Below are 25,007 nucleotides of genomic sequence, written 5' to 3'. Positions count from 1 at the left end.
CGCCTGCGCCCACACCGAGGCGCTGCTGAGCAGGCCCGCGCCCATCAGCGCGGCTACCGACATTTTCAAATAGAGTGGGCGCGCGGGGACAGCCGCCACGCGGATAGATTGGTATTGCATGTAGTCTCCCTTGTATGATTTTCTGATGCGGTTTTGCAACCGTTCGAAATTCATCTTATGGAGATCGCAACATCCAATCCAATCAAATTTAATTGCCGTTCGATATTGTTTTAAGTATCGCCCCACCCGTAACGCCCGGAAACAGACGCCGCGGCGCCGCGCCTTGCGGTGACAGGGCTGCGGCGGATTTGCAACGTTAATCGTTTATCTTATTTGACGCTGACGTCGGTGGCTTTCACCGCCACGTGTTCGGTGATGTTCTTGTTGGCGATGGTCGAGGCCAGGAAGGCAGTCGATTTCACCAGCAGGTCGCGCGCCACTTCTTCCAGCGGCGAACCGCTGATGCTGGCGTGGTTGCCGCCCAGCGCGGTGCCGCCGCCCCAGCCCAGCGCCGAGACGCCGAAACCGGTCTTCTCGTTGTTGGCCTGGAAGGTCTTGGAGGCGATGATCTTGGCGCGCTTGACGTCGACCACGCGGATATCCATGTTCATGTGGACCTTGGATTTTTTGTAGTCGACCGAGCCGGCCAGCAGGCCCAGCGGGCCTTTCAGGAAGCTCAGCCCACCAAGGCCGGTCGAGCTTTGCTCGAAGCCCAGCGAGGTGATCGAGCCGGTGATCATGTAGTCCGCCGCCTCGGCTTCCACCTTCTTGCCGACCAGCGCCAGCTCCTTGTTGATCTCGTCCAGCTCGGCGCGCTCCTGCACATCGAAGCAGCCGGTCTGGGTCAGCGCGGTGGCCAGCATCTCGGTCATGCCGGTGCCGACGCCGGTGTAGGTCGGCTGCGCCACATTGCCCTGGCGTTCCCACCAGCGATACTGGCGCGGGTCCTGCTGGCCGGAGCCGGACGAGCAGTCGGCCGACTTGCACTTGAATTCGGTGAACACGACCTTGGCGGCCGGCGCGGCGCATTTCGGCACGTCGATGGCGCGCTCGGAAACGTCGCTCGGCTCGGCCATGCCCAAGGCAGGCACCAGCAGCAGAGCTGCGAGAGTATTGTTGATGACGTGGGATTTCATTCGGCGCTCCGTTATTTGGTAGTCAAAATTACCAATTATGCACCGTAAGACGAGTGTAAAATCTAACCAAATCCCACAATCTGCATGCGCGGCAGGATGGCGCGCGCGTTGGCGCTGGTCGCGGCCGCGACTTGCTGTACTGTCAGGCCACGCAGCTCGGCCAGCACGGCGCCGATGCGCGGAATCTGGTCCGGGCTGTTGCGTCCCGGATGCACCCAGGAAGGTGAAATATCCGGCGCGTCGGTCTCCAGCACGATGGCTTCCAGCGGCAGTTCGGCGGCCAGGCGCCGGATCTGCAAGGCGCGCGTAAAAGTCATCGCTCCGCCAAAACCGAGTTTAAAACCGATATCGATATAGCCCTTGGCCTGCTGCTCGCTGCCGTTGAAGGCATGGGCGATGCCGCCGTTGGGACGGATCTGGCGCACGTGTTTGAGCACCACATCCTGCGAGCGGCGCACGTGGGTCAGCACCGGCAGCCCGAAATCGCGGGCGATTTTCAGCTGCTCGCGGAAGAAGTAAATCTGTTTTTCGCGCATGGCCGGCTCGGTCAGCATGGGGATGAAGAAATCCAGGCCGATCTCGCCCAGCGCCACGAAGCGCGGATCGCCCATGGCCGCCGCCACCTGCTCGCGCAGCACGCGCAAATGGTCTTCCTCGGCATGCGGCACGTAGATCGGATGAATACCCAGCGCGTAGCAGGCGTTGCCGACGCTGGCCGCCAGCCGGGCGACGATGGAGAAGTTGGCCGTCTCCACCGCCGGAATGACGATCATGCCCACGCCCTGCCCTTGCGCCAGCGCCGCCTGCGCCACCGACTCGTTGCCGAATTCGTGGGCGTCCAGATGACAGTGGGTGTCGATCCACATGGCTTACGCCTCGTCCGGCTGCAATCCCTGGTCGGTCATGCGCAGCACGCGGTCGCAGCGGCGCGCCAGCTCGATGTCGTGGGTGACGATCACGAAGGCGGTGCCGGAATTGCGCGACAGCTCCAGCATCAGGTCGAAGATCTGCTGCGCGGTGGCGTGATCGAGATTGCCGGTCGGTTCATCGGCCAGCACGCAGGTCGGCTGCGTGACCAGCGCGCGCGCCAGCGCCACGCGTTGCCGCTCGCCGCCGGACAGCTCGCCCGGCACGTGGGTGATGCGCTTGCCGAGGTTGACGCGCTTGAGGATTTCCTGCGCCTTGGCCGACGCCTCGGCGCGCTTTTCACGGCGTATCATCAGCGGCATGGCGACGTTGTCGAGCGCGCTGAATTCCGGCAGCAGGTGGTGGAACTGGTAGACAAAGCCCAGCGACTGGTTGCGCAAATCGCCGCGCGCCGCTTCGCTCAGGCTGGCGAAGTCCTTGCCCTCCAGCGTGACGCTGCCGGTGCTCGGCGTATCCAGCCCGCCCAGCAGATGCAGCAAGGTCGACTTGCCGGAACCGGAGGCGCCGACGATGGCCACGCGCTCGCCGCGGCGCACGTCGATATTGATCCCGGCCAGCACCTGCACCGAATACGCGCCCTGGGTAAAGGTCTTGCCGAGATTGCGGCAGGACAGAACGACTGGTTGATCACTCATAGCGCAGCGCCTCCGCAGGTTTCACGCGGGCGGCCCACCAGCTTGGATACAGCGTGGCGACAAACGCCAGTACCACGGCCACGCCGCCGATCTTGAAGACATCCGGCCAGCGCAGGTCGGACGGCACGGTGCTGATGTAGTAGATATCCTTGGACAAGAACTGCACTCCCAACAAATGTTCGATAAACGGCACGATGACGTCGATGTTCAGCGCCACCAGCACGCCCAGGCCGACGCCGATCGCGGTGCCGAGGATGCCCACCAGCGCGCCCTGGATCATGAAGATTTTCATGATCGAGCGCGGCGAGGCGCCCAGCGTGCGCAGGATGGCGATGTCGGCCTGCTTGTCGGTCACGGTCATCACCAGCGTGGACACCAGATTGAAGGCGGCCACCGCGATGATCAGCGTCAGGATGATGAACATCATGCGCTTCTCGGTCTGTACGGCGGCGAACCAGTTGGCGTTGAGCTTGGACCAGTCGCGCACGAACAGGTCGCCCGGCATCGAATTTTTCAGGTCCAGCGCCACTTGCGGCGCGCGGTGCATGTCCTGCAAGCGCAGGCGCAGACCGGCCGGCGCATCGATGCGCAGCAGCTTTTCGGCGTCGGTCAGGTGGACGAAGGCCAGCGCGGAGTCGAACTCGTTGTGGCCCGCCTCAAAGATGCCGACCACGGTGAAGGAGCGCAGGCGCGGAATCACGCCGGCCGGCGTCGGCTGGCCCTGGGCCAGCGCCAGCGTCACTTTCTCGCCAAGGTTGACGCGCAGCGCGCGCGCCAGCTCGATGCCCAGCACGATGTTGTAGGCGCCCGGTTGCAGCGCGTTGAAGCTGCCGCGTTTGGTCTGTTTGGCGACGTCGGAAACCTTGGGTTCTTCTTCCGGCAGCACGCCGCGGATGATGGCCGGACGCAGCACGTCGTCGCGCACCAGCATGCCCTGGGTTTCGGCAAACGGCGCGGTGCCGATCACTTCCGGGTTCTTGCGCGCCTCGAGCGCTTCCTGCTGCCAGTCCGGCATGGCGCCGCGCGCGTCGAAGATTTCGACGTGGGCCAGCACCGACAGCATGCGGTCGGTCACTTCCTTCTGGAAGCCGTTCATCACCGACAGCACAACGATCAGCGCCGCCACGCCGAGGCCGATGCCGGCCATGGAGATCAGGGAGATAAAGGAGATAAAGCTATTCCGTCCGCTGCGCTTGCCGGCCCGCGTGTAGCGCAGGCCGACCAGCCATTCGAACGGCAGATTGTGGATAATACTCATGGGCTCCGTCAGGGATCAAACTCGACAAGCCCGAAGTGTGCCACAAAAGACGTTATGCAGCGAATTTCTCACTCTGGGACGAGCGGCGGCGGCCCATGAAGCCGATCAGGCCCAGACCCACGGCCATCATGGCCCAGGTGTCGGCTTCCGGCACGGCCGACACGCTCAGCAGCGCTTGCGAGTTGTCGACCGCGCTGTTGGCGGTGCGGCCGGTGAACAGGGTGTACTGGTAGGTGCCGCTCAGCGAGGCGCCGATGGTGTTGTTCAGCATGGTTTCCACCGCCACCAGATCGATCTGGTCGCCGCTGTCCAGGCTCAGGGCAAAGGCATCGCTGGTGAAGTGCTGGGCGCCGCTGCTCAGGCTGCCGTCATCGCCCACCAGATCCCACAGGGCCAGCGCAAAGCCCAGGCGGTCGGCGCTGCTGGCCAGATGGTCGTAGTTCTGCTCGAACAGCGCCTGGATGCGGGTGGCGCGGTGATCCAGGCCATTGTCGGCGAACAGCGAGATCGACGACAGGCTGGCGACCGCGGCGTGCTGGGTGTACACCGCGCCGCCCACCTGCTCCACGGTCGGCTGGACACAGAAGGCCAGGATGGCGGCGGCCAGGGTGCTGCCGCTCAGGTCGTAGGTTTCCACCGGCTGGGTGCCGTCGTTCGGGTGCAGCATGGCGCCGCCGGCGCCAAATTCAAACACCTGGCCGGTGTCTTTGGCCGGGAAGTCGATGGCGGCGTGGCTGGCGGTCGCGAAGACCAGGGAGGCGGCAACGGCGGCGGCTTTCAGTGCGGTTTTGATTTTCATGATGTGTTTTCTCTTCTTTAAATTGGTGTGCATTAAATGTGGGCCGGCGCCTGGCCGATCAGTTCGGCCATGGTCGGCGTGACGATGCCGGCCGCGGCCGCATCGGCCGCCGAGACGTTGAAGTACACGTCGGTCATGTCGGCCGTCTTGCCATTGCTCAGGGTGACGCTGCTGCGCTCGAGGTGCAGGTTGTTGTTCTCGTCCACAAACGGCAGTTCGGTGTAGGCCACCTTCAGGCTGGCGACGCCGGCTTGCGCCAGGCTGAACAGCTCGCCGGCGTCGGTCTTGCCGTCGCTGTTGGCGTCCTGCCAGACCAGCAGGCTGGCGAACAGGGCGTCGTGCGCGTCGACCAGGCCGTCGTTGTTGCTGTCGTAGCTGGCCAGCTTGGCAAAGCCTGAACCCTTGCTGACGCCGCCGAACAGCTCGCTGATGTCATCGATCTGGCCGTTGCCATTGCTATCGATGGCCAGGAAGCCGTCCCCCTTGGACAGCCAGCCGGTCTGGATGGCCTTGCCGGTGCCCAGCAGGTCGAAGCGGCCAGTCATGTCCTCGCGGGCGATGGTGTGGATGCCGTCGCCATTCAGGTCGATCGCGATCGGCGTGATGGTGGCGTCCCAGCTCATGTCGTTCTTGCCCGAGGTGAGCGTGATGGTGTCGGTCTTGGTGACGTTCACCAGCGACTTGGCGTCGCCCACGACGTCGGAGTCGATGGCGTCGTTGCTGCCGGTGTTCTTGACGCCCCACTTCCAGTTGTTCATGTTGTAGGTGGCCTTGTCCGAGGAGAAGTACACCTTGACGTCGCTCTTGTCGAATTGCAGGTAATAAGTGCCCGGGTTCAGGTCGACGAACTTGTAGTTGCCGTTGGTGTCGGTCTTGATGGTCGAACCCACCTGCTTGCCGGTGGTGCTGTCGAACAGCGAAACGCTGATGCCGCCGATGCCCTCTTCGCCCGTATCCTGCACGCCGTTGTGGTTGGCGTCGCGCCACACCTTGTCGCCCAGCGTGGCCTTGCGGTAGATGCCGGCATCCTCGGTGGTGATGTTCTGTGCCAGGCCCAGCGCGATGCTGCCGGTCTTGCCGCTGCTGCCGCTGACAGTGGTAATGTCGGAATCGGTGGCGTCGGTGCCCATGCCGGACTTGGTGAAGTACCAGCCGCTGGTGGTATTCACTTCCACCTTGTAGTTGCCGGCCGCCAGCCCATTAAACAGATACTGGCCGCCGTCATGGGTGGTGGTCGTGCCTTTCAGGGCGCCGGTGGTGGCGTCGTACAGCTTGACGGTGACGCCGTCCACGCCCTTCTCGCCGCTGTCCTGCACGCCGTTGTAGTTGGCGTCTTCCCATACCTTGTCGCCGATGCTGCCCAGCTTGACCAGGCCGGCGTCATGGGTCTTGTCGACCTGGCCGGAGCTGACCGAAAACTGCGCGGTGGCGCCGCTGACGTCGGCGTCGCTGTCCTTGGCGGCGTCGGTGCCGGCATTCTGCCTGGTGAACTGGTAGCCGTCCAACGCGGTGAACTTGACCGAGTACTTGCCCGGCACCAGGCCAGTGAACGCGTACGCGCCGCTGGCATCGGTGGTGCTGGCGCCAACCACGGCACCCTTCTCGTTGTACAGCGTGACCTTGACGCCGGAAGCGCCGGCTTCGCCGCTCTGCTGGATGCCGTCGGCATTCAGGTCGTACCAGACCTTGTCGCCGATTTCCGCTTTCTGATAGATGCCGGCGTCCATGTGGGTGACCTTGTCGCCCTGGGCCACGGTCACCGCGCCGAGGTTGCCGGTGCTGTCGGCATTGCTGTCGGTTTCGCTGGCGGCGCTGGTGCCCTTGGTGGTGAACGTGTAGCCGCTTGGTGCCTTGACGTTGACCGAGTAGGTGCCCGCTTCCACCGAGAATTTGTAGTTGCCGCTGCTGTCGGTGGTGGTGGTTTTCACGACCTTGCCAGTGTTGTCCTTGAGCTCCACGGTCACCCCGGATTTGCCGCTTTCGTCGGCATCCTGCACGCCATTGCCGTTTTTGTCGACCCACACGCGGTCGCCGATGGTGGCAGCGGCTTGCACGCCGGCGTCCACCGTATTGTCGGTCTGGCCGGAGGTTAGCGTGACCACGTGCGACACGCCAGCGGCGTTCACGTCCGAATCGATGGCGTCATCGCCGCCCGCGTTGGCGGTGGTGAAGGCCATGCCTTCCGGCAGCGTGGACTTGTCGAACACCACGGTGTAATTGCCCGGCTTGAGGTTGCTGAAGCTGTAGTTGCCGCTGGCGTCGGTGATGGCGCTGGCGCCAACCTGCTTGCCGTCGGCGTCGAGCAGGGTCACCTTCACGCCACCGATACCAGCTTCGCCGCTGTCCTGGACGCCGTTCTTGTTGGCGTCCAGCCAGACCTTGTCGCCCAGCGCCGCCAACTTGTACAGGCCGGCATCGACACTGGTGTTGTCATCGCCCGATTTCAGCACCACCGTGCCGCTTTGACCCGTCGCGCCGAAGTCGCTGTCCCTGGCGTCGTCGCCACCCAGATCTTTGCCGGTGAAGCTGTAGTCGGCCGGTGCGGTGACCGAAACGGTGTAGCTGCCCGGATCGGCGGTGAAGCTGTACTTGCCATCGGCCGCGGTGGTGGTGGTTTGCACCACGTCGCCGGCGGCATTTTTCAGCTGCACGGTTACACCGGCGATGCCAGCCTCGCCGCTGTCCTGCACGCCGTTGCCGTTCTTGTCCTCCCACACAGTGTCACCCAGCTTGCCTTGCACGACCACCAGACCGGCGTCGAGATCGTTGTTGACCTCCCCCGACGCCAGGGTGACGCTGGCGCTTCTGCCAGGCGTGGCGTTGGTGAACACGTAGTTGGCCGGCAGCGAGGCCTTCTCGAATTGCACGCTGTACGTGCCCGGCTTCAGGTTGGTGAAGCTGTAGTCGCCGTTGGCGTCGGTGGTAGCGGTGGCGCCGGTCGGGTTGCCGCTGGCGTCCAGCAGCACCACTTTCACGCCGGCCACGCCAGTTTCGCCGCTGTCCTGCACGCCGTCGCGGTTGACGTCGTACCAAACTTTTTCACCCAACGAGGCTGGACGGTAGAAGCCGGCGTCGACGTCGTTGTTGACCTGGCCCGGCGCCAGCACGATGGCGCCGGTGTTGCCGCTGGCATCCACGTCACTGTCGGTGGCGCCATTGCCGCCTTGTGCGGCGCCGGTGGCCACGTAGCCGTTCGGCGCGGTCACGGCAACCGAATAGGTGCCCGGATCGACGGTGAAGCTGTACTGGCCGCCGTCGTGGGTGACCACGGTACCGACCACGTTGCCGTTGCTGTCCTTGAGTTGCACGGTGGCGCCGTCGATTCCCTGCTCGCCGCTGTCCTGCACGCCATTGCCGTTACTGTCTTCCCACACGCGGTCGCCCACGGTGGCTTGCTTGATGACGATGCCGGCGTCCAGCGTCTGGTTGCTCTCGCCCGAGTTGAGCGTGACCTGGCCGGTCTTGCCGGTGTTGATGTCGGCGTCCGAATCCCTGGCGGCGTCGCCGCCTTGCAGCGCGTCGGTGAAGTAGTAGTTGGCCGGCAGCGAGGTCTTGTCGAACTGGACGCTGTAGGTGCCCGGCTTCAGGTTGCTGAATTGGTAGTGGCCACTGGCGTCGGTGGTGGCGGTGGCGCCGGCGACCGGATTGCCGTTGGCATCCAGCAGCGTCACTTTCACGCCGGCCACGCCGGTTTCCGTGCCATCCTGCACGCCGTTGCGGTTGGTGTCGTACCAGACGGTGTCGCCCAGCGAGACTGGACGGTACAGGCCGGCATCGACGTCGTTGTTGGTCTGGCCCGGGGTCAGCACGATGGCGCCGGTGTTGCCGCTGGCGTCGATGTCGCTGTCGGCGCTTGCATCGCCGCCCTGGCCTTGCGCGGTGGCGGCATAGCCGGACGGCGGCTGCACGCTGACACTGTAAGTGCCAGCGTCGACGTCGAAGTGGTACTTGCCGCTGGCGTCGGTGGTGGTGGTCGAGACCACGTGGCCGGCGCTGTCTTTCAGTTGCACGGTCACGCCGGCCACGCCGGTTTCACCGCTGTCCTGCACGCCGTTGCCATTAGTGTCTTCCCACACGGTGTCGCCCAGGTGGGCTTGCGGTACCTTGAAGGTCAGATAGTTCGGGGTGACGCTGGTGTCGGCGGCGTTGCAGCCGACCAGGCCGCCGGCGTCGCGCACCTTGAAGCCGATGTCGAAGCTGCCCGAGGTGGTCTGGCTGGGCTCGAAGGCCAGCTTGCCGGCGGCGATGTCGGCGGCCGACACTTCGGTGCCGATGGCCACGGCCACGCCGTTCAGGGTCAGCTTGCCGGCGGTCGACAGCGAGGTGATGATCACCGACTGGAAGGCGTCGTGCTCCACCGCGTCAACAAAGCCGAAGTCGCTTTGCGCCAGCACCACGGCGGCGCCGTTGCCGAGATTGAAGGTCTTGTTGGCGCCGGTCGGGGCGTCGTTGACGGGATCGACCACCACTTGCAGGCTGAGCGAGATGGTGTTGCTGAGGCCCGCGCCCGATTCCAGCACGAATTCGAAAGTCGCGAACTGGCCGTTGTAGTTGGGCGCCCATGCTCCCGGATTCACATAAATGGTGTCCGCATCGATCTTGCCGAACAGCGGCGTGTCTTTGATCGAGATGGTTTTATCCGGCAGCACCACCGACATGGTGTTGATTTTCAGGGTGGCGGCGCTGGGATCGTGTCCGGCGGCGATCAGGATATCGCGGATGTCGAAAGTACCGTAAGTATCTTCGCAAATGTGAATACTGGTGGCAAGGTTAATTGCGCTCATTCAAAGGCCTTCAAAAAGTCGTTTTTTGGAGTTATCAATCGGGCCGGCACGGCTGCTACGGGATGGGGTAGGCAGTAGTGGCAGGTGAAACGGAAGCACCACGAAGACTTGAGTGATGCCTTTAAAACATGTAAGTTGCCGCAATTATACATGTGATTTATTTATGATAATTAATTATTTTTAAGTATGTAGTTTTTTAGGAAATTTTATTTCCAAAAAGAATCTTCGGCATCGCACGGCGGGATGCCCTACAATCTTGGGATGAGTGAATTTTCCCTTGCAATCCCCTTTGCCCTGCCCCCGCCCGAGCTGGCTAATGACCTGATCCGCGCACTGAAAATGCCGGCATTGGAAACGTTGTTGGTCCGCCACACGGCTCTGAACTACAAGGTGTTCGACAACGACAGCCGGGTGCTGCCGCACGAAGCCTGGCTGGCCCACGCACTGGGCCTGGCCAGCGCTCCCGATCAGCCGGACACCGGCGCGCCGCTGGCCACCGCCGTCATGCGTGGCTGCGGCTTGCACGCCGAAGCGGCCGAGGGTCACTGGTTCATGCTGCAACCGGCGCATGTGCAAATCTCACGCACCCACATGCTGCTGTCCGACCTGCGCGGCGTGCAGCTGAACGAGGCCGACTCGCGCGGCCTGTACGATCTGGCGCGGCCATATTGCGAGGAAATCGGCAAGCCGCTGCTGCACGGCGCGCCCGGCCTGTGGTTCCTGCGCGCCGACGATTGGGCCGGCCTGCGCACCGCCTCGCCCGACGCCACCAGCACCCAGAGCATGAGCGACTGGCTGCCGGAAGGTGATCACGCACGCGACTTTCGCAAGCTGCAAAATGAAATCCAGATGCTGTGGCATGAGCATCCAATCAACCAGGCGCGCCAGGCGCGCGGCCTGCAAGCCATCAATTCCTGCTGGCTGTGGGGCGGCGCCGGCCCGACCACGCCGTCTGGCAGCGTGGCGATCGCCGCTGGCGGCGCGCCATGGCTGGCGGCGCTGTCCGCCGCGCCGCAGCCGTCCGCCGAGCAGTTGCTGGGCCAGCCGGGCGGACCGGCCAGCGTGCTGCTGGGCGATCTGATCGCTTCGGCGCAAGTGGGCGACTGGGCCGACTGGCTGGCGCGCATGCAGCGCATCGAGCAGGAATGGCTGGCGCCACTGCTGGCGGCACTGAAAGCCGGCCGCGTTTCACGCCTGAACCTGGTGCTCAGCCACCGCAACGGCTGGACCACCGTCAGCGGCGCCGCCATGGCGCTCCGCAAATTCTGGCGCAAGCCGGCCCTGACACCCCTGTTGAAGCAATCATGACCCGCATCGCCACCCGTCCCTTCCCGTTCCGCGAATCCGAAATGCTGCGCCAGAACGGCATCCACCCCGTGCTGGCGCGCCTGTACGCCGCGCGCGGGCTGACCGATCCGAAAGAGCTGTCGAGCGAACTGGCGGCCATGATTCCGCCATCGGGCCTGCTGCACATCGACGCCGCCGCCGTGTTCCTGGCCGATTCCATCGCCGCCAGCAAACGCATGGTGATCGTGGCCGACTACGACTGCGACGGCGCCACCGCCTGCGCCGTGGCGCTGCGCGGCCTGCGCGCCATGGGCGCCAATATCGACTTCATCGTGCCCAACCGCTTCGAATACGGCTACGGCCTGACGCCGGAAATCGTCGAACTGACGGCGCGCGAGAAGCAGCCCGATATCATCATCACCGTGGACAACGGTATCGCCAGCATCGACGGCGTGGCCGAGGCCAACCGGCGCGGCATCGAGGTGGTGGTGACCGACCACCACCTGCCGGCCGACGTGCTGCCCGCCGCGCGCGTGATCGTCAATCCAAACCAGCCGGAATGCGGCTTCCCGAGCAAGCATATCGCCGGCGTCGGCGTGATGTTCTACGTGCTGCTGGCGCTGCGCGCGGAGCTGCGCAAGCGCGGCGCGTATGAAACGCAGCCGCAGCCCAAGCTGGACAACCTGCTGGACCTCGTCGCGCTGGGCACCGTGGCCGACGTGGTGCGGCTCGACGCCAACAACCGCATCCTGGTGGCGCAAGGCCTCAAGCGCATGCGCGCCGGCCGCATGCATGCTGGCGTGGCGGCGCTGTTCCGCGTGGCCGGCCGCGAGCCGCGCAACGCCAATCCCTTCGATCTGGGCTTCGCGCTCGGCCCGCGCCTGAACGCGGCCGGCCGGCTGGAGGATATGTCGCTGGGGATCGAGTGCCTGATCACCGACGACGAAGGCCGCGCATGGCAACTGGCGCAGCAGCTGAACGACATCAACCTGAAACGCCGCGAGATCGAAGCCGACATGCAGGACACGGCCATGCTGCATCTGGACGCGTTTGAGCCGGCCGAGCGCAGCACCATCTGCGTGTTCGACGACTCATGGCATCAGGGCGTGATCGGCATCGTGGCGTCGCGCCTGAAAGAGAAATTCTACCGCCCGACCATCACCTTCGCGCCGGGCGCGGATGGCTGGATCAAAGGGTCCGGCCGCTCGATTCCGGGCTTCCACCTGCGCGACGCGCTGGATCTGGTCTACAAAAAAGCGCCCTCGCTGATCGACAAATTCGGCGGCCACGCCATGGCGGCCGGTCTGACGCTGCGCGCCGAAGCCTTCGACGCCTTTGCCGAAGCATTCGAGGAAGTCGGCCGTTCGTGGCTGAGCAAGCAGCAGCTGGAGCGCGTGATCGAAACCGATGGCCCGCTGGAAGACGCCTACTACACCACCTCCTTCATCGAACTGATGGACGGCCAGGTGTGGGGCCAAGGCTTCGCGCCGCCGGTGTTCTGCGACGAGTTCCGCGTGGTGAGCCAGCGCATTTTGAAAGAGCGCCACCTCAAGCTGCTGCTGGAGAAAAACGGTTCCCGCTACGACGCCATCTGGTTCGGCCACATCGACGCGCTGGGCGACCGCGCGCGCGTGGCCTTCCGCCTCGACGCCAATGAATACAATGGCGTCACCAAGGTACAACTGCTGGTGGAGCACGCCGAGCCAGCATAAGCCACGATCGCCGCCCCCGTCCCGCTCCCAGCGTGACACTCGGAGCCCAGCTTCAGAAAAGCAAGGAAGTCGTTATCTCACGGCCAGTCCTCGCGCTGGTAGCGCTGATCGCGGCAACCGGCCAAAAGCGGGCTTCGTTGAGGCAGTCCTACCAGGAAAAATAAGAAAATCTATGAAATTGCATTCTGAGTTGATTGCATAACGCCTACAATAGTTAGCTTTCCCGTGGTCATCAACTTCGAAAAATATTCGACGGAGGTCAGAGCTCAGGAGCGAGATAAAATATTCGCCGCGCTTAACAGGATCAAAACAGAAGATTGGTGCCCTTTGTGCAGAGCATATTTCCAAAGAACGAACCTACGTACTCGTACAAAGATCACTCATTCCTCTCGCTAAGCCAGAGAGCCAGACTGAACTACGCTTTGGCGGTTTTCCAGGTCATCCAGAATGTTCTATAGGCATGAGCTGCTTCTTCCCGCGCACGAAGGGAGACCGCCAGAATAAGGGTGTTACGTTCCACGCGCCGGCGCTGGCACGTCTGTGCACAGTGTCGGCCTATCTGGACTGGGTCTCGCTGGCGCACATTGAGAGCGGCCCCGCGTTTCGCAGCATTGACCGCTGGGGGCATGTCGGAGATGATGGTCTGCATCCCAACAGCGTGATACCCTTGCTTCGCTCGATTTTCAGTAAAGTCGGCGTCGACGACGCTAACGAGTACAGCGGACACTCCCTGCGTCGCGGCTTCGCGAACTGGGCTGCGGCCGACGGCTGGGATACCAAATCAATGATGGAGTACATCGGCTGGAAAAGCATTCAAAGCGCGATGCGTTATATCGACAGCAGCGACCGCTTTGCGCGCTACCGGCCGGCACCGCCAAGGCAGATTGACGACGCCGAACAATAAGACTTCGACAGGCAGAGGGATAGGCGCGTAACGTCAGTTAGCGGGCACATCTGTAGACACCTTTGGTGGCAACTCCTCGCAATGTGGGCTGAAGCGACCGTAGCCATTACTCATGACAATGCAAACCAGCTAGTCTCGTTTCGCTCATGCCGAAGAAAATCATCGATCTATAAGCAGCGCGCGGCACGCCAGTTATGGCTTCCGCTGACAATTACGTTCGAAAAATTATATGACCGGGGTGACAGCGCTTACCGAGCAGTCGAATAGAGGTCGAATTGAGTTGGACAATTTCGCCAGCAAACGAACACGCGGCCACACACGTAATGGCTGAGCGTGTTCCTGGACCAAGATTTCTCTTCAAGCGTCTGAACCTAGCAATGTACATTGTTGCAATTAAAGCTCTATATAGATAATATGCTAACAGAGGAGGTCAAATGCGCATTATCCTTCAAACTGAATCTGGCGAATGCGGGTTAGCATGCTTGGCAATGGTTGCTGACCATCATGGCCTTAAGCTCGACCTCTCCGCCTTGCGACGGAGATTTTCGTTTGGTGCAAAAGGCGCGACACTTGTTCAGCTAATAAGCAATGCATCGCAATTAGGTCTCACAGCAAGGGCTGTAAAGCTTGATGTTGAGCAAATAGCACAATTACGTGTCCCGTGCATTTTGCACTGGAACCTGAATCATTTCGTCGTTCTTAGAAAAGTTCGACAATCGTTCGGTGGCAAAGTCGTCGTCGAATTGCTCGATCCTGCAATCGGAAGGCGGCGGCTGAGCCTTGCAGAATTCTCCGACTACTTTACAGGTGTGGCGCTGGAGTTGGCGCCAGGCGAAGACTTTATTCGGCGCGACGAGACTTTCCGAATGCCACTGTCTGCACTCACCGGAAAGATTTTTGGCCTAAAAGCGGCAATTGCTCAACTCATCGTTCTCGCCTTTGCTCTGGAACTCTTGGTTCTTGTGATGCCACTTTTTAATCAAATGGTGATTGACGAGGCGATTACATCCGGCGATCTGGACCTAATGACGGTGCTTGTAATTGGATTTGGTCTAGTTGTCCTAGTCCAAACATTGTTGGATCTCGCTCGTAGCTGGTTTCTTATGCGCTGGAGCATGGAAGTTAACTTGCAGTGGTCAGCGAGGATCTTTCGGCACTTGATTCGACTGCCGGTTTCGTTCTTTGAGAAGCGCCACCTCGGCGATATTGTTTCAAAGTTCGGAAGTATGGAAGCAATTCAAAGCACCTTGACCACTATTTTCGTCCAAACTCTGCTGGACGGCTTGATGTCAGTATTTGCATTGGCAATGATGTGGATTTATAGCCCGGCACTGTCTCTGATTGTACTAGCCGCAGTTGGAGCGTATGTAATCGCCCGAGTATGCTTCTATAGACCTCTACAAGAGGCATCGCGAGAGCGACTAATACTGTCGGCTAAGGAGAATTCCAATTTTCTAGAAACGATTCGTGCCATTACACCGCTAAAACTTTTTGGCCGCGAAGCGGAACGCCAATCGCAGTGGCAGAATCTAAAACAAGATGTTGCAAATCGAGATATTCGAACTCAAAAACTGACTTTGGCATTCCGTCTATTGACTTCATTCATTGCCTCTGCGCAAACACTACTTCTATTTTACTTGGGCGGTAGAATGGTCATACAACAGTCCTTAACGCTCGGAATGCTGACAGCATTTGCAAGTTACGGGAGTACTTTTACAACGCGAATATTGAGCCTCGTTGACGCAGCCGTTAACTTCCGGATGCTGAGTTTGCACACCGAAAGACTATCAGATATTGTTGGCACCGCAACCGAGCCCGATGAAGGATCCATCGACCAAGTGAGCCAAGGCTTTCAGCCATCGATCGCCTTGCGAAATGTTAAGTTCCGATATTCCGATAGCGAACCGTGGATCTTAAATGGCGTTGACTTGGACATCCAACCAAGCGACCGAGTGGCGCTCATTGGCCCAAGTGGCAGTGGGAAGAGTACGTTAGCGAAAATCCTGATTGGACTATTGCAGCCTACCGAAGGTGAAATTTTGGTTGGGGGGATTCCGCTGGCTCAACTTGGACTAAAGAATTTCCGTTCGGCCGTAGGTACTGTGATGCAGAATGACGTCCTGCTCGGCGGTTCAATCGCCGACAACATCGCATTTTTCGATGTCGCGATGAATTTCGAACGCGTCGAATCGGCTGCAAAACTTGCGCAGATTCACGACGATGTCTTGAAAATGCCGATGGGCTACCAGACACTAGTTGGCGATATGGGATCAAATCTTTCGGGAGGACAGAAGCAACGAGTATTGTTGGCCCGAGCGCTATATCGAGAACCGATAATTCTTGCGTTAGATGAGGCAACTAGTCATTTGGATGTAGAGACAGAACAGCTGATTACTAAGGCGCTAGAAGCAATACCTCTAACTCAAGTAATTGTGGCCCATCGACCACAAGCGATAAGTGCAGCAAATAGAGTAATTTATGTAGGAAATGGTAAGGTGAGTGAACGATCCATTGTGGCGGCTGAAACGGCTTATATAGCTTAACAGCTTCCACTTAATACAAAACACCGTAAGTGACATCCTGTTTTTAGGAAGTGTGCGCCTAAACTGGGGAGAATGCCCCCTCCCCTCTGTGCCAATATAACTTGAGACATCTACCCGATTAATGCAGGGCACAGCGGTAAATGCCTTGACGCGCGCCGTGAGCAGCTCAGACCAACATCCATTTAGACCAGCCGTCTGACTTATCGTCCATTGCATCCATAAGGGACATTCCAATACCTGCTAGTCCGGTTAGCAGGCCATATTCAAGCTTCCTGGTTTGATCCTCCTGCATCGATGCCAGCCGCTCGACGTCGATTTCGATATCACTCAATACATTCCCATAGTGCATGATTGCTGCGTGTTGGAAGGACGCGTCTCCAGTTTCTCGATGCAAAGCTGAAAAGAGTAGAGCTACACCCGCCGTACCATGGCAAAGTGCATGATCGAATATCCGCATCGACTCGAACTTCCGCTTCAGGACGGACGTTGCAATCGCGTGTCCAACTTCGACGATGCTGGTATCTTGGAGTGCTTTGCCGCTTCGAACGAGCATCAGCGCGTTTCCCAGATCTCCGTAACACCAAGCGACTCGTGATGTGGTGTTGTCGCTGGACACGTAGCCGAACGTGCTACCAAAACCTTGTGGTAGTCGACATCTTAGTAAAGCTCCTGTTGAAGCCTCCAGAAGGTGTACTAACTCCGGTGTTGAATGTCCCTTATCGATGGCCATTGCGCACATGCCAATAATGCCAGGTATTCCATGCGCGAGGCCTACGTTGATATTTGGCTTGCCTTGAGGAGAGTTCCTACTTTCAAACCCTTGGAAACGAGGCGGCGTCATCCAGGTTAAACCCGTATTGCCTCGGTAGGCAATCATTAAAAGCGCTTCCACAACCAAATCAAGAATTCTTTGGCTGTTTTTTCCACTTGAGGTAATGGCGTACACCCCCAACCCAACCAAACCATATATCAAATCGTACGGCCCCTGCCATTTTCGTACGCTGAGTAATTCGATCAAAAGTTCATCCAAATCCTCATTCGCATCTTCCATCGATCCTACGGGATTGGCATTACAGTGCTGTACGACGAAACCTACACCGGTCAGGCCGGGAAAGAAGCGTACATCCAACAGCTTGCTGTCTGCACAATCGCCTAGTATGCGCTCAAGTATTTCATCGGACACTTTCTTAAGTGATGGATCAAATTTGGCGAGCTTAGCGTAAAACAGCGCAATGCCAGACTCTCCGGCGCAGAGAGAGAGATTCTCAAATGAAGATGGTCGGCTACGCACGCATGCTTCTATCCTCGTAATTGCGTTTAGCGTCAGATAGTAGTCGGCAATGTACATACTAATTGCACCTCGCACTTATTGAGCGCATACCACGGCTAATAAATTCAAATATTAGGAACTCCTGATATCGCGATGGCGATGTGAATATTCGATTGGACATCATATGCGTTACACCAGAGACAAAACTAAATGACAGCTGTATCATAGCGACTCGCGTAGCGAACAGTTTTTTTAGCTCGGCGTAACGAGCTTCAAGCAATTCTGTTAGAGGCGATTCAGCCACGGGAGCATTACGAATGGCGTCTTCTACGATGCTGCGTACAAATCTATACTTTCTACTGATTGCTTGTTGTGCTCGCTCATCAATGTCAAGTTCGTTGGCATACTTATCCCGTTCGAGCGCTACAAAACTTTCGGCCATATCAGTTGAAAGCATCAGTCTGATATTCTGAAGCGTTGCTATAAGCACGGAACGCCATACCACTTCGTCGCCCCCTGTCTCCTTCTCAAGCGCAAATACCTTCGAGGCGAAGATAGAATCAATCGTAAAAACTGCTTCGGCATATAGTAGATCAGAGTGGCCGCCATATCGACGAACCTCTGGAAGATAAACATCAGAACTTACTGCGGCTAATTGCCTACTGACTAACAGCGGGGACAAGACTTGCTCCGCTAATTCATTCATCAGTTCAGCAACTGCGCGCATCGATCCTTGAGCACGCAAGCGAATATGAAAATCGGGATCGGCGTACCGCACAAAATGCCAATTTTTAAGCTTTCCCGTCGCGAAATAATGATTGAATATAGGGAAAATACTTTCCACACAAAGGTTCTTCAAGAATTCTTCCCCACCATACAGCTTCAAATATCGCCAACAGGTCTTATCTCCGCGCTCTAGGGAATAATCATCCAAGGTCCAGGAGGCTACATCGTAATTGGTGTGCCGGAATTTACTGGCACTTTCTACCCCTCCAAGAGTCAACGGGAGCACAATTTCAGAGTGAAAATTCTTTTCGTCGATCTTAATCCATGACGGTGAAAGCCTTGCAATGGATTCATGCAGAAAAATCACTTTTTCCCGTCCAATCGAATGGCCGAGCATGCAAAGTGACATGTCAGACTGCAGGTCAATTTCAAGTCGTAGATCACCCTTGTCCCAAGTTGTGTACCGAGGAATTCCATATGCTATTAGAAGGTCGCGCATTTCGGAGAAGCTGGCGATATTTGCGTACTCCGTCAATTTGCGAGTTTGTTCTGCCTCTAATCTCCATCGCATTGGAGAAACGACGATTGGGCCACAGCGAACTCTAGGTAGCACGCGAGCTCGCGACGTAGAGTTTGGCCACTGAAAGAACGGCGGCATTTCCTCTTTCCCAATAGCGCAGAGGAACTGATAGACCGCAAGATTGCCTTGGCCGTTGAAATTGTGTGCACTTGTGAGTCGCGGTATCACCTGCACTTTCATGCTAGCCGATACTAAGACTAGTCGGCCAGCTACCACCCCGATTCGCAGGTCGGACAGCGGAATGACTTTTGCGTCGCGAGGCGCGACACCACTAAGTAGAATGACGTATTCGAATGAACTCGGGCGCGCCAATACGTTCGCGCTGCGCGGGTACGGGGTGTGCACGATTTCCGCTATTATTGGCGTATCTGCACCGCGTTCAGACTGGAGTGAATTTTTGAAGAAAGTGGTTCCGACCGCGTCCCTGGCAGCAAACCGTGCCATGAGGTTATTTGCCCCGGGCGCGCTGACGTAGTTTAGGAATGCAACATATCGGCCAGGATCGGCCATTGAGGAACCTTCGGAAAATATCGTTAGACCTACGGATAGTGCGATGCTGTGGTCGTATTGCCTTGGGACGATTTCCATGGCTGCAAGGTCGATTTCCGTTTCCTGGCCCGTTATGAGCTTAACTATGATTTCGTCTTGCTCCGTCTGCGCTGCAGCGCCCCCATTTTTTCGACGAAGTTGCATACCCAACGTCCAAGGTATGACGGGGGCTGAGAAGCCAAATGGTATTCCTAATTCGGGATCCAAAGCATGCATAAGTGGCACAAAACTTTCCCCGTAGCGCTTCTCAAAAGAGCGGGCGAAACGGTCAAGTGCCTGATCGCTTGGTGGTGGGAACACCGTCGCGAGCACGCGAAGCGTTCGCTCCAGTTGCGGAAGTAGGTTCCTTGGCAGTTGCACCGACTCCCAGTTTCGGAAGGAATCAATGTGCAGAACATCCTGATTCCCGCTCTTTGTATCAAGTTGTCTAATGTCTTCAGCAAAATTCTGAATTAAGTCCAAGGTATCGCTAAACGTGAATTCCGATTTTGCATTCAACCGTTCGCGAGCCTTTCTTAGCCAGTTTTTCTGCTCATCGAGCGCAGGATCCTCGCAATGCTCGACGCCGATCAAGTATTCTTCTAACGTGTCGCTTCCAATGCTTGGGACACCAAGTGCTAATTCTAGTATATCTGAATCAAGGAGCTCATTTATAAAGTCCAACGCCTCTTCATGCGTTAGCTCATTGTCGAATGACTTTAGACTGCGGGCTAGACTACCTATTGATGAGTTGTCTTCGCAGTTTTGTAGCAAATGGCTTAGGTGGGGCGTTATCTCAATAGATATAAGTATAAAATGGTACTGATGTGCAACTGCCTTACGCTCGTAATAACGCAGTTGATTTCCCATCGTTGCGAGAGTTGTATTCCAGCGAACCACTGCGGTTTCATTCAGCCGCAGCTTTCGACAGATATGGTCGTGAAGTCCGGCTAAGAATCCGGAATCCAACCTCACTTTACAGTGCGGGTCTCCAATTGATGTGCTTTCTTGATCGCTGATTCTTGCAAATGCAACGCTCGAAAAGACGCCAAATGGGGTTGATCGTGTGGCCATCCGTGTCACGTACTTTAGAAGTGAAGTTACGTCCTCTAAACGGCTGGTGCCCTTCGCGGCCTTAATCGCGAGGCGGGCTGCTATACCAGGCGCGCTAATTTGAAGTGATGTCCCAATTATCGGATCTGATAATAGAAATTTAACTTGATCATTGGGATATCGACTTAAATGATCAAGTTTGGCCTTAACGTCTTCAAATGCATCCAGCGAAAGAATCGGCTGGCGTACCATGCAAAACCCTTGATGCTCCAGTTTCTTCAGCGGTTTCATCACTTATCCCATTAATGGAGTTTTTCGTATGCGAACACCCACATAAAGACCACGGCATTATTCGCAAAGTGCATCACAGCGACAGCAATGGTAGCTACTAAAGTTCCCGTGCTGCACCAATAAACATAGCTTGCAGAGAATATCAACCCATAACCTAATGTGATCACGAACTGAGTGATGCCGGCTCCTCCGAATACGTGACCGATTGAGAATACGAGTCCAGCGCCAACTATCCAAAGTGATTTTTTGGTAGTGAAGAATTTAAATATTGCGACCGGAATAACTTGGCCAATGATCGTTTCGAAGATCGGGGCCCAGATGAGAACGACTAAAATAGTGGTCAGCAGAGAGTTAGAGTTAAATATGGCTTGTGCAGCGATTGGGGAATCAAAGGCTCTCGGATACAGTTGGGCCACAACCCACACGATGCACTGACCGAATATTGCAAGGCCTGTACCTAAAGCGAATGCGAAGAGGATTGTTCGGATCAAATTTACCTCCTTGCCCCCTGTCTCCAGGGGGACGGTTCGGTTAGGCAATGCCGCAGTCCATGCACGTAGAGGTTTCACCACCGCCAGTTGTGCAGCCAGGATCACCTGTTGTGGTTCCGCCACCGCATGTGTTGTTGACAGTTCCTGGACAAATTTGGAGGGAGACCTGGAACGTGAAGCAGAGCCAACCACCGGTGCCGCCACCGGCGTATGTGTTGCCGAAATCGGTCGTTGGATCCCAGCCAGGCTCGGAATATGTGCCACCTGCTACTGCGGCGACCTCGTTTGGAGTAAGGGTCCGCACCAGCTTCTTGTCCAGCTTCAACTTTTTCGTCATGAGAGTGCTCCAAAGTAATCAATACTAGAACAATGCCCCTTCTAGGACGATCCAGCGCAGAGGAAGGGGGGGCTCCACGTTTCCAATGTAATAAGATTTCGTGGAGTATAGACTGACCAGAGAACACACTTTCTCACACAAAATAACAAAAAATGCAAGTGCGTATAATGTTCCAAAAAAATTTTCTTTTCAAAGTGATATTTCAAATCGAAGAAAATTTTTCGCTAAAGATTTGGGGAAAAGCTCGAAACGCAATCGTTCGTTTTCTCTACATAATTGGTCGCGTGTACTTGGGGGGAAGCTCGACCTCCGCTCGTCTGAACACTGTTTGCAATATTGTCAATTTAGCGAATAGTGAGAATTGGAGAGCATGTGCTGCAGTAAAGTAGGTAGGATACAAGCTCCACGTATGTCTATGGAAAAATGCCAAGTTTTCCTGTCCATTACTCTGTCAGAGCTGTCCGGCCCATAGAGATTTCCTCTGATTTGGTAGGTATGAATCAGTTTCTGATACGCAAAGCAAGCCTTGCTTTGCGGGAAGGTTACTCTGGTCCTGCGGAACTGATCGTCGCCTTCATGTCGCGAGACTTTCGCGGCCTGCAGAGGCGTAAGCGGTTCGCAGTACTGCAGCATCGTTTGTCAAACATCGCTCAGCGCAGCACGACCGAGCCCAAAGATATAAATCCTGCGATTCTTCAGAGTAGCCTGATAGAGCAAGAGACGTATTATCAGTTCAAGGAACGTTTTTGCCAGAGCCTGAAGTCTGGACAAGCGTTTTTCAATTTTTTGTCAGGTATCCAGGCCAGCGTATCCGGAGCGGGAAATGAAAGTTATCGGGTGCACCCCATCGCTACCACTGCCGATGCGAATAATGTCAGATGGATCTACCCAGACGCCTCCTTGATCCCAACATTAATGGAAGAACTTCGCATTTATCTGGCCGATTCCCGAGATCACGATTTAGTGAAGGCAACTGTTGCTCATGTTGTTTTCGTCTGTGCCCATCCGTTTAGCGACGGCAATGGACGCACGTCACGAGTCCTCTTCAATCTTTGTATGCAGCGCCAACGCGGTTTTGTGCCCCTTAAAGCGTTTCAACAAATTTCAATGCATGGCTATGAAATTCGTTTACGGCTATGTCAGCTTGAAGGTGATTGGTTCCACATAGTTGAGTTCTTCTGCAACGTCATACTGGCGTTCGTTAGAGCTGGAAAACTAACAATGAGACTGCGATGACAGAAGAAAACCTTGATAACAAAGCAAACGATTTGTTTCGACGGCAAGTTATGTTGAGACGGCAGGAAAAGTGGCGAGGTGCCATACATCTCGCGCAGCCGCTCTCAAGGCCATTAATAACGGTTGCATCCGCACTCGTCATTATCGCGACAATTTGTCTCTTAACGCTCGGCACTGTAAATCGAAAAGCACGAGCAAGCGGGGTAATTGTTCCAACGAACGGAGCTCTGCCAATTCTTAGTAATGGCGCTGGTATTGTGACTGCGATCAGAATTGATGAGGGCCAAATCGTACGTAAAGGTCAAACACTATTTGAAATTCGGAATGAACATCGCGACTTGCGGGGAGAAACAAGTGTCCAATTGCGTGAACAATTAGAGCTGCGTCGTAAAATGCAGTTGGAATCTTTATCGCTTAGGGAAAGCCAATTTCGGGCAGAGCGCGCTTCCCTGGAAGGCCGCATGAGCGCAAGCCGTAAGCAGGAAGTGCAGTTAGCAGATGAGATCCAAATAGCACAGAGGAAATACGACCTCGTAGAGAAGGACTTCCAATCGAACAAAGCATTGCAAGGCGCGGGATACATTTCAGAGCTGCAGAGGGAGCGTAAGGAACAAGAGTTACTTGATGGGTTAGCGCGAAAGAAATCTCTTGAGCGAACACTTACCCAATTACAAGGAGAACAAATTGAGCTCTCTGCTCAGATGGCGAGTACAAAGACGCGCTTGGATAGCGACATTGGCATTTTAAAGAGTGATCTTGCCTCAATTGAGCAGCAATTGATTGAAACTGACGGACGATTTGGCACGGTAGTTTCGGCGCCACAAGACGGTGTAATCGGAACAATAAATGTCCAAGTTGGTCAATCCATCAATGCCCAAAAGTCGGTAGCCACGCTAATACCAGTTTCGGTCGATGCAATGCATCATCCAGAGGTTCGCCCTCCCCTAGAAGTACAACTTTTCGTCTCTGGTCAGGCTATCGGATTTGTGGAAGCTGGACAAAAGGTCAACATGCGATATCCCGCGTTCCCCTATCAGCTTTTTGGGTTGCAGGAGGGAACCGTCCAAGACGTCAGTCGGACTCCTTTAACACCGTCGGAACTGCCGGAACTGCTGGCAGGTACTATCCTTAGTGGAGCACAGGTTGGCGGACAGCCTACCACCAGAGAGGCGCTCTACAGAGTGAGAATACAAATGAAGTCCCAAAGTGTCAGTGCCTACGGTCGCAAATACTACTTGCGCCCAGGCATGATGCTTGAAGCGGATATTGTCCAAGAACGCCAGAAAATCTGGCAGCTATTTTTCGGCCCTGCATTGGCTTTAATGGAACGGAGCAAGTCTTGAATGAGCGAGAGATTGCAAAGTACCTAGCATCTAAATTAACCGGCTTCCAGAAGATTTGCTCGAAACATGGAGCAACAATAACGATCTATGGCAGCTTTGCGACCGGTAGAGCAACGCTTAATAGTGATATAGACTTTCTATTACAGACGGTTAATCCAGGTTCGCTAGATAATTTAAAGCGAGATCTGGAATTGTTGTTCGAGCGCAAGATTGACATAGCCGAAAATGGTAAGCTCATAAAGATTCTTCGTGAACGCATAATATCTGAAGCAACCGAGATCGAAACGTTGGCCAACGGGCGGTTTCAGCCCGCACGACCAAAATCGAATAAATTTTATGAACTGTTAATTTGGAAGCAAGCGGGTGCGATTGTGTGGATCAGTCCTGCAACTGATCTGGGCCCAGCGCGGATTTTGACTGGTGCCGCCCGTATTTTATATTTTTGGAGAAGTCACCTTAGTTGCGAATCGAGTTCACGCAAAAGGGCATTGGTGAACTCTATTCGCAAGATTGAATTATTATACAAGGCATATGCACGTCGTTCGATTGGTGCGAAGCAGTCAGCATACGGCATTCACAAACTCTGCAGACGTATCAGCCGTATGGATGGGGCGCTAGCTTCCGAAGCTGAGGTCCTGATGGACCTAACATGATTAGATACCTTGCAATTAACCTAAGTATTACCGCTGATGTTGTGATGCAATGCAGTCCGAGCAGCCGGCCGAGCTGATCACTTATGTCCGAAGCGTGCTTTGCATTTGCTTCACCATCCGCTAATAGCCGAGACTACACGGAATGGTCACCCAATTGGCCGCAGTGACTGATGATAATGAGGTCGTTGACTTATGAGAACCGCTGACGGCGATGATGAGAATACTCGGATGGTAAAGGCATCTCCTCACCGTCACAAGCCGGTTCGACAGGTTACTTCGCGGCCGCCTCGGCGCTATCATCATGGATTGCGATCACATCGATCGCATTGCAAATAGTCGTACCTCAAGATACCAATGGTCTAGAACACCCCCCTAAGTACTGATATCGGCTGTGGATTCAACCGGTCGACGCAACACATCGTTCAAATCGTTGAGCCGGCGTATCGTAGTCTAGCGTCTTTCTTGGTCGACCGTTTAACCGAATTGCCACCGCGTCCAGTTCTCCCTGAGATAC

16 protein-coding genes and 1 pseudogene are annotated in these 25,007 nt (G+C 56.5%); 7 read left to right on the top strand and 10 right to left on the bottom strand.

Translation table 11 applies throughout. The annotated features are described in order from the left end of the window. Positions 1–329 precede the first annotated feature (329 nt). The 6 genes from GM676_RS26725 to GM676_RS26700 form a co-directional block, all read right to left on the bottom strand. The gene (locus tag GM676_RS26725; protein ID WP_155467248.1) at positions 330–1,136 is read right to left on the bottom strand and encodes a CsgG/HfaB family protein; all 807 of its coding nucleotides are present in this window, start codon (positions 1,134–1,136) and stop codon (positions 330–332) included. 62 nt (positions 1,137–1,198) lie between these two features. Then, positions 1,199–2,002, bottom strand: a complete 804-nt coding sequence (locus tag GM676_RS26720; RefSeq protein ID WP_155467247.1) for a TatD family hydrolase — start codon at positions 2,000–2,002, stop codon at positions 1,199–1,201. Positions 2,003–2,005: 3 nt separating this feature from the next. Next, complete coding sequence (gene lolD / locus GM676_RS26715) at positions 2,006–2,698, bottom strand: lipoprotein-releasing ABC transporter ATP-binding protein LolD (protein WP_155467246.1); 693 nt, start codon at positions 2,696–2,698, stop codon at positions 2,006–2,008. After that, the gene (locus GM676_RS26710) at positions 2,691–3,956 is read right to left on the bottom strand and encodes a lipoprotein-releasing ABC transporter permease subunit (protein ID WP_155467245.1); all 1,266 of its coding nucleotides are present in this window, start codon (positions 3,954–3,956) and stop codon (positions 2,691–2,693) included. The genes lolD and GM676_RS26710 overlap by 8 nt, the downstream gene beginning before the upstream one ends. A 52-nt stretch (positions 3,957–4,008) precedes the next feature. Beyond that, positions 4,009–4,755 carry a PEP-CTERM sorting domain-containing protein gene (locus GM676_RS31885; RefSeq protein ID WP_229262881.1) on the bottom strand — a complete coding sequence of 249 codons (747 nt, stop codon included), beginning with the start codon at positions 4,753–4,755 and terminating at the stop codon, positions 4,009–4,011. A 32-nt stretch (positions 4,756–4,787) separates the two neighbouring features. After that, the gene (locus GM676_RS26700) at positions 4,788–9,539 is read right to left on the bottom strand and encodes an SdrD B-like domain-containing protein (protein ID WP_155467244.1); all 4,752 of its coding nucleotides are present in this window, start codon (positions 9,537–9,539) and stop codon (positions 4,788–4,790) included. A gap of 360 nt (positions 9,540–9,899) precedes the next feature. Here GM676_RS26700 and GM676_RS26695 point away from each other — a divergent pair, with 360 nt between their 5' ends. The 4 genes from GM676_RS26695 (at position 9,900) to GM676_RS26680 (ending at position 15,985) form a co-directional block, all read left to right on the top strand. Continuing rightward, complete coding sequence (locus GM676_RS26695; RefSeq protein ID WP_229262880.1) at positions 9,900–10,847, top strand: hypothetical protein; 948 nt, start codon at positions 9,900–9,902, stop codon at positions 10,845–10,847. Further along, positions 10,844–12,538 carry a single-stranded-DNA-specific exonuclease RecJ gene (gene recJ / locus GM676_RS26690; RefSeq protein ID WP_155467242.1) on the top strand — a complete coding sequence of 565 codons (1,695 nt, stop codon included), beginning with the start codon at positions 10,844–10,846 and terminating at the stop codon, positions 12,536–12,538. The genes GM676_RS26695 and recJ overlap by 4 nt, the downstream gene beginning before the upstream one ends. A 460-nt stretch (positions 12,539–12,998) precedes the next feature. After that, positions 12,999–13,442, top strand: a complete 444-nt coding sequence (locus GM676_RS26685) for a tyrosine-type recombinase/integrase (RefSeq protein ID WP_155467241.1) — start codon at positions 12,999–13,001, stop codon at positions 13,440–13,442. Between the two features lie 434 nt (positions 13,443–13,876). Beyond that, positions 13,877–15,985 (top strand): peptidase domain-containing ABC transporter, encoded by a 2,109-nt coding sequence (locus tag GM676_RS26680; protein ID WP_155467240.1) that lies wholly within the window; start codon positions 13,877–13,879, stop codon positions 15,983–15,985. A 166-nt stretch (positions 15,986–16,151) separates the two neighbouring features. On the opposite strand, the gene GM676_RS26675 is transcribed toward GM676_RS26680, so the two are convergent. The 3 genes from GM676_RS26675 to GM676_RS26665 are packed head-to-tail and all read right to left on the bottom strand — an operon-like array spanning position 16,152 to position 21,188. Next, on the bottom strand, positions 16,152–17,333 hold the full coding sequence (locus GM676_RS26675; protein WP_155467239.1) for a lanthionine synthetase LanC family protein: 1,182 nt from the start codon (positions 17,331–17,333) through the stop codon (positions 16,152–16,154). Between the two features lies 1 nt (position 17,334). Continuing rightward, positions 17,335–20,433 (bottom strand): lantibiotic dehydratase, encoded by a 3,099-nt coding sequence (locus GM676_RS26670; RefSeq protein WP_155467238.1) that lies wholly within the window; start codon positions 20,431–20,433, stop codon positions 17,335–17,337. 11 nt (positions 20,434–20,444) lie between these two features. After that, positions 20,445–21,188: a hypothetical protein gene (locus GM676_RS26665; protein WP_155467237.1), complete on the bottom strand. Its 744-nt coding sequence runs from the start codon at positions 21,186–21,188 to the stop codon at positions 20,445–20,447. Positions 21,189–21,756: 568 nt separating this feature from the next. On the opposite strand from GM676_RS26665, the gene GM676_RS26660 reads away from it, so the two are divergent. Genes GM676_RS26660 through GM676_RS26650 form a run of 3 tightly spaced genes read left to right on the top strand, consistent with a single transcriptional unit; the run spans position 21,757 to position 24,493 of the window. Then, on the top strand, positions 21,757–22,497 hold the full coding sequence (locus tag GM676_RS26660; protein WP_211923293.1) for a Fic family protein: 741 nt from the start codon (positions 21,757–21,759) through the stop codon (positions 22,495–22,497). Beyond that, positions 22,494–23,840 (top strand): HlyD family secretion protein, encoded by a 1,347-nt coding sequence (locus GM676_RS26655; protein ID WP_155467235.1) that lies wholly within the window; start codon positions 22,494–22,496, stop codon positions 23,838–23,840. Before GM676_RS26660 ends, GM676_RS26655 begins: the two co-directional genes overlap by 4 nt. Further along, positions 23,837–24,493, top strand: a complete 657-nt coding sequence (locus tag GM676_RS26650; protein WP_170304366.1) for a nucleotidyltransferase family protein — start codon at positions 23,837–23,839, stop codon at positions 24,491–24,493. The genes GM676_RS26655 and GM676_RS26650 overlap by 4 nt, the downstream gene beginning before the upstream one ends. Before the next feature lie 397 nt (positions 24,494–24,890). Here the strand turns inward: GM676_RS26650 and GM676_RS26645 are convergent. Continuing rightward, a pseudogene (locus GM676_RS26645) lies at positions 24,891–25,007 on the bottom strand (IS30 family transposase); the annotation flags it as partial.

It is taken from the genome of Duganella radicis (assembly GCF_009720825.1).
GTDB classification, from domain to species: Bacteria; Pseudomonadota; Gammaproteobacteria; order Burkholderiales; family Burkholderiaceae_D; genus Rugamonas; species Rugamonas radicis.
The sequence above is the reverse complement of the archived record's forward strand: the minus strand, read 5'-3'. Positions and strand labels throughout refer to the sequence as shown.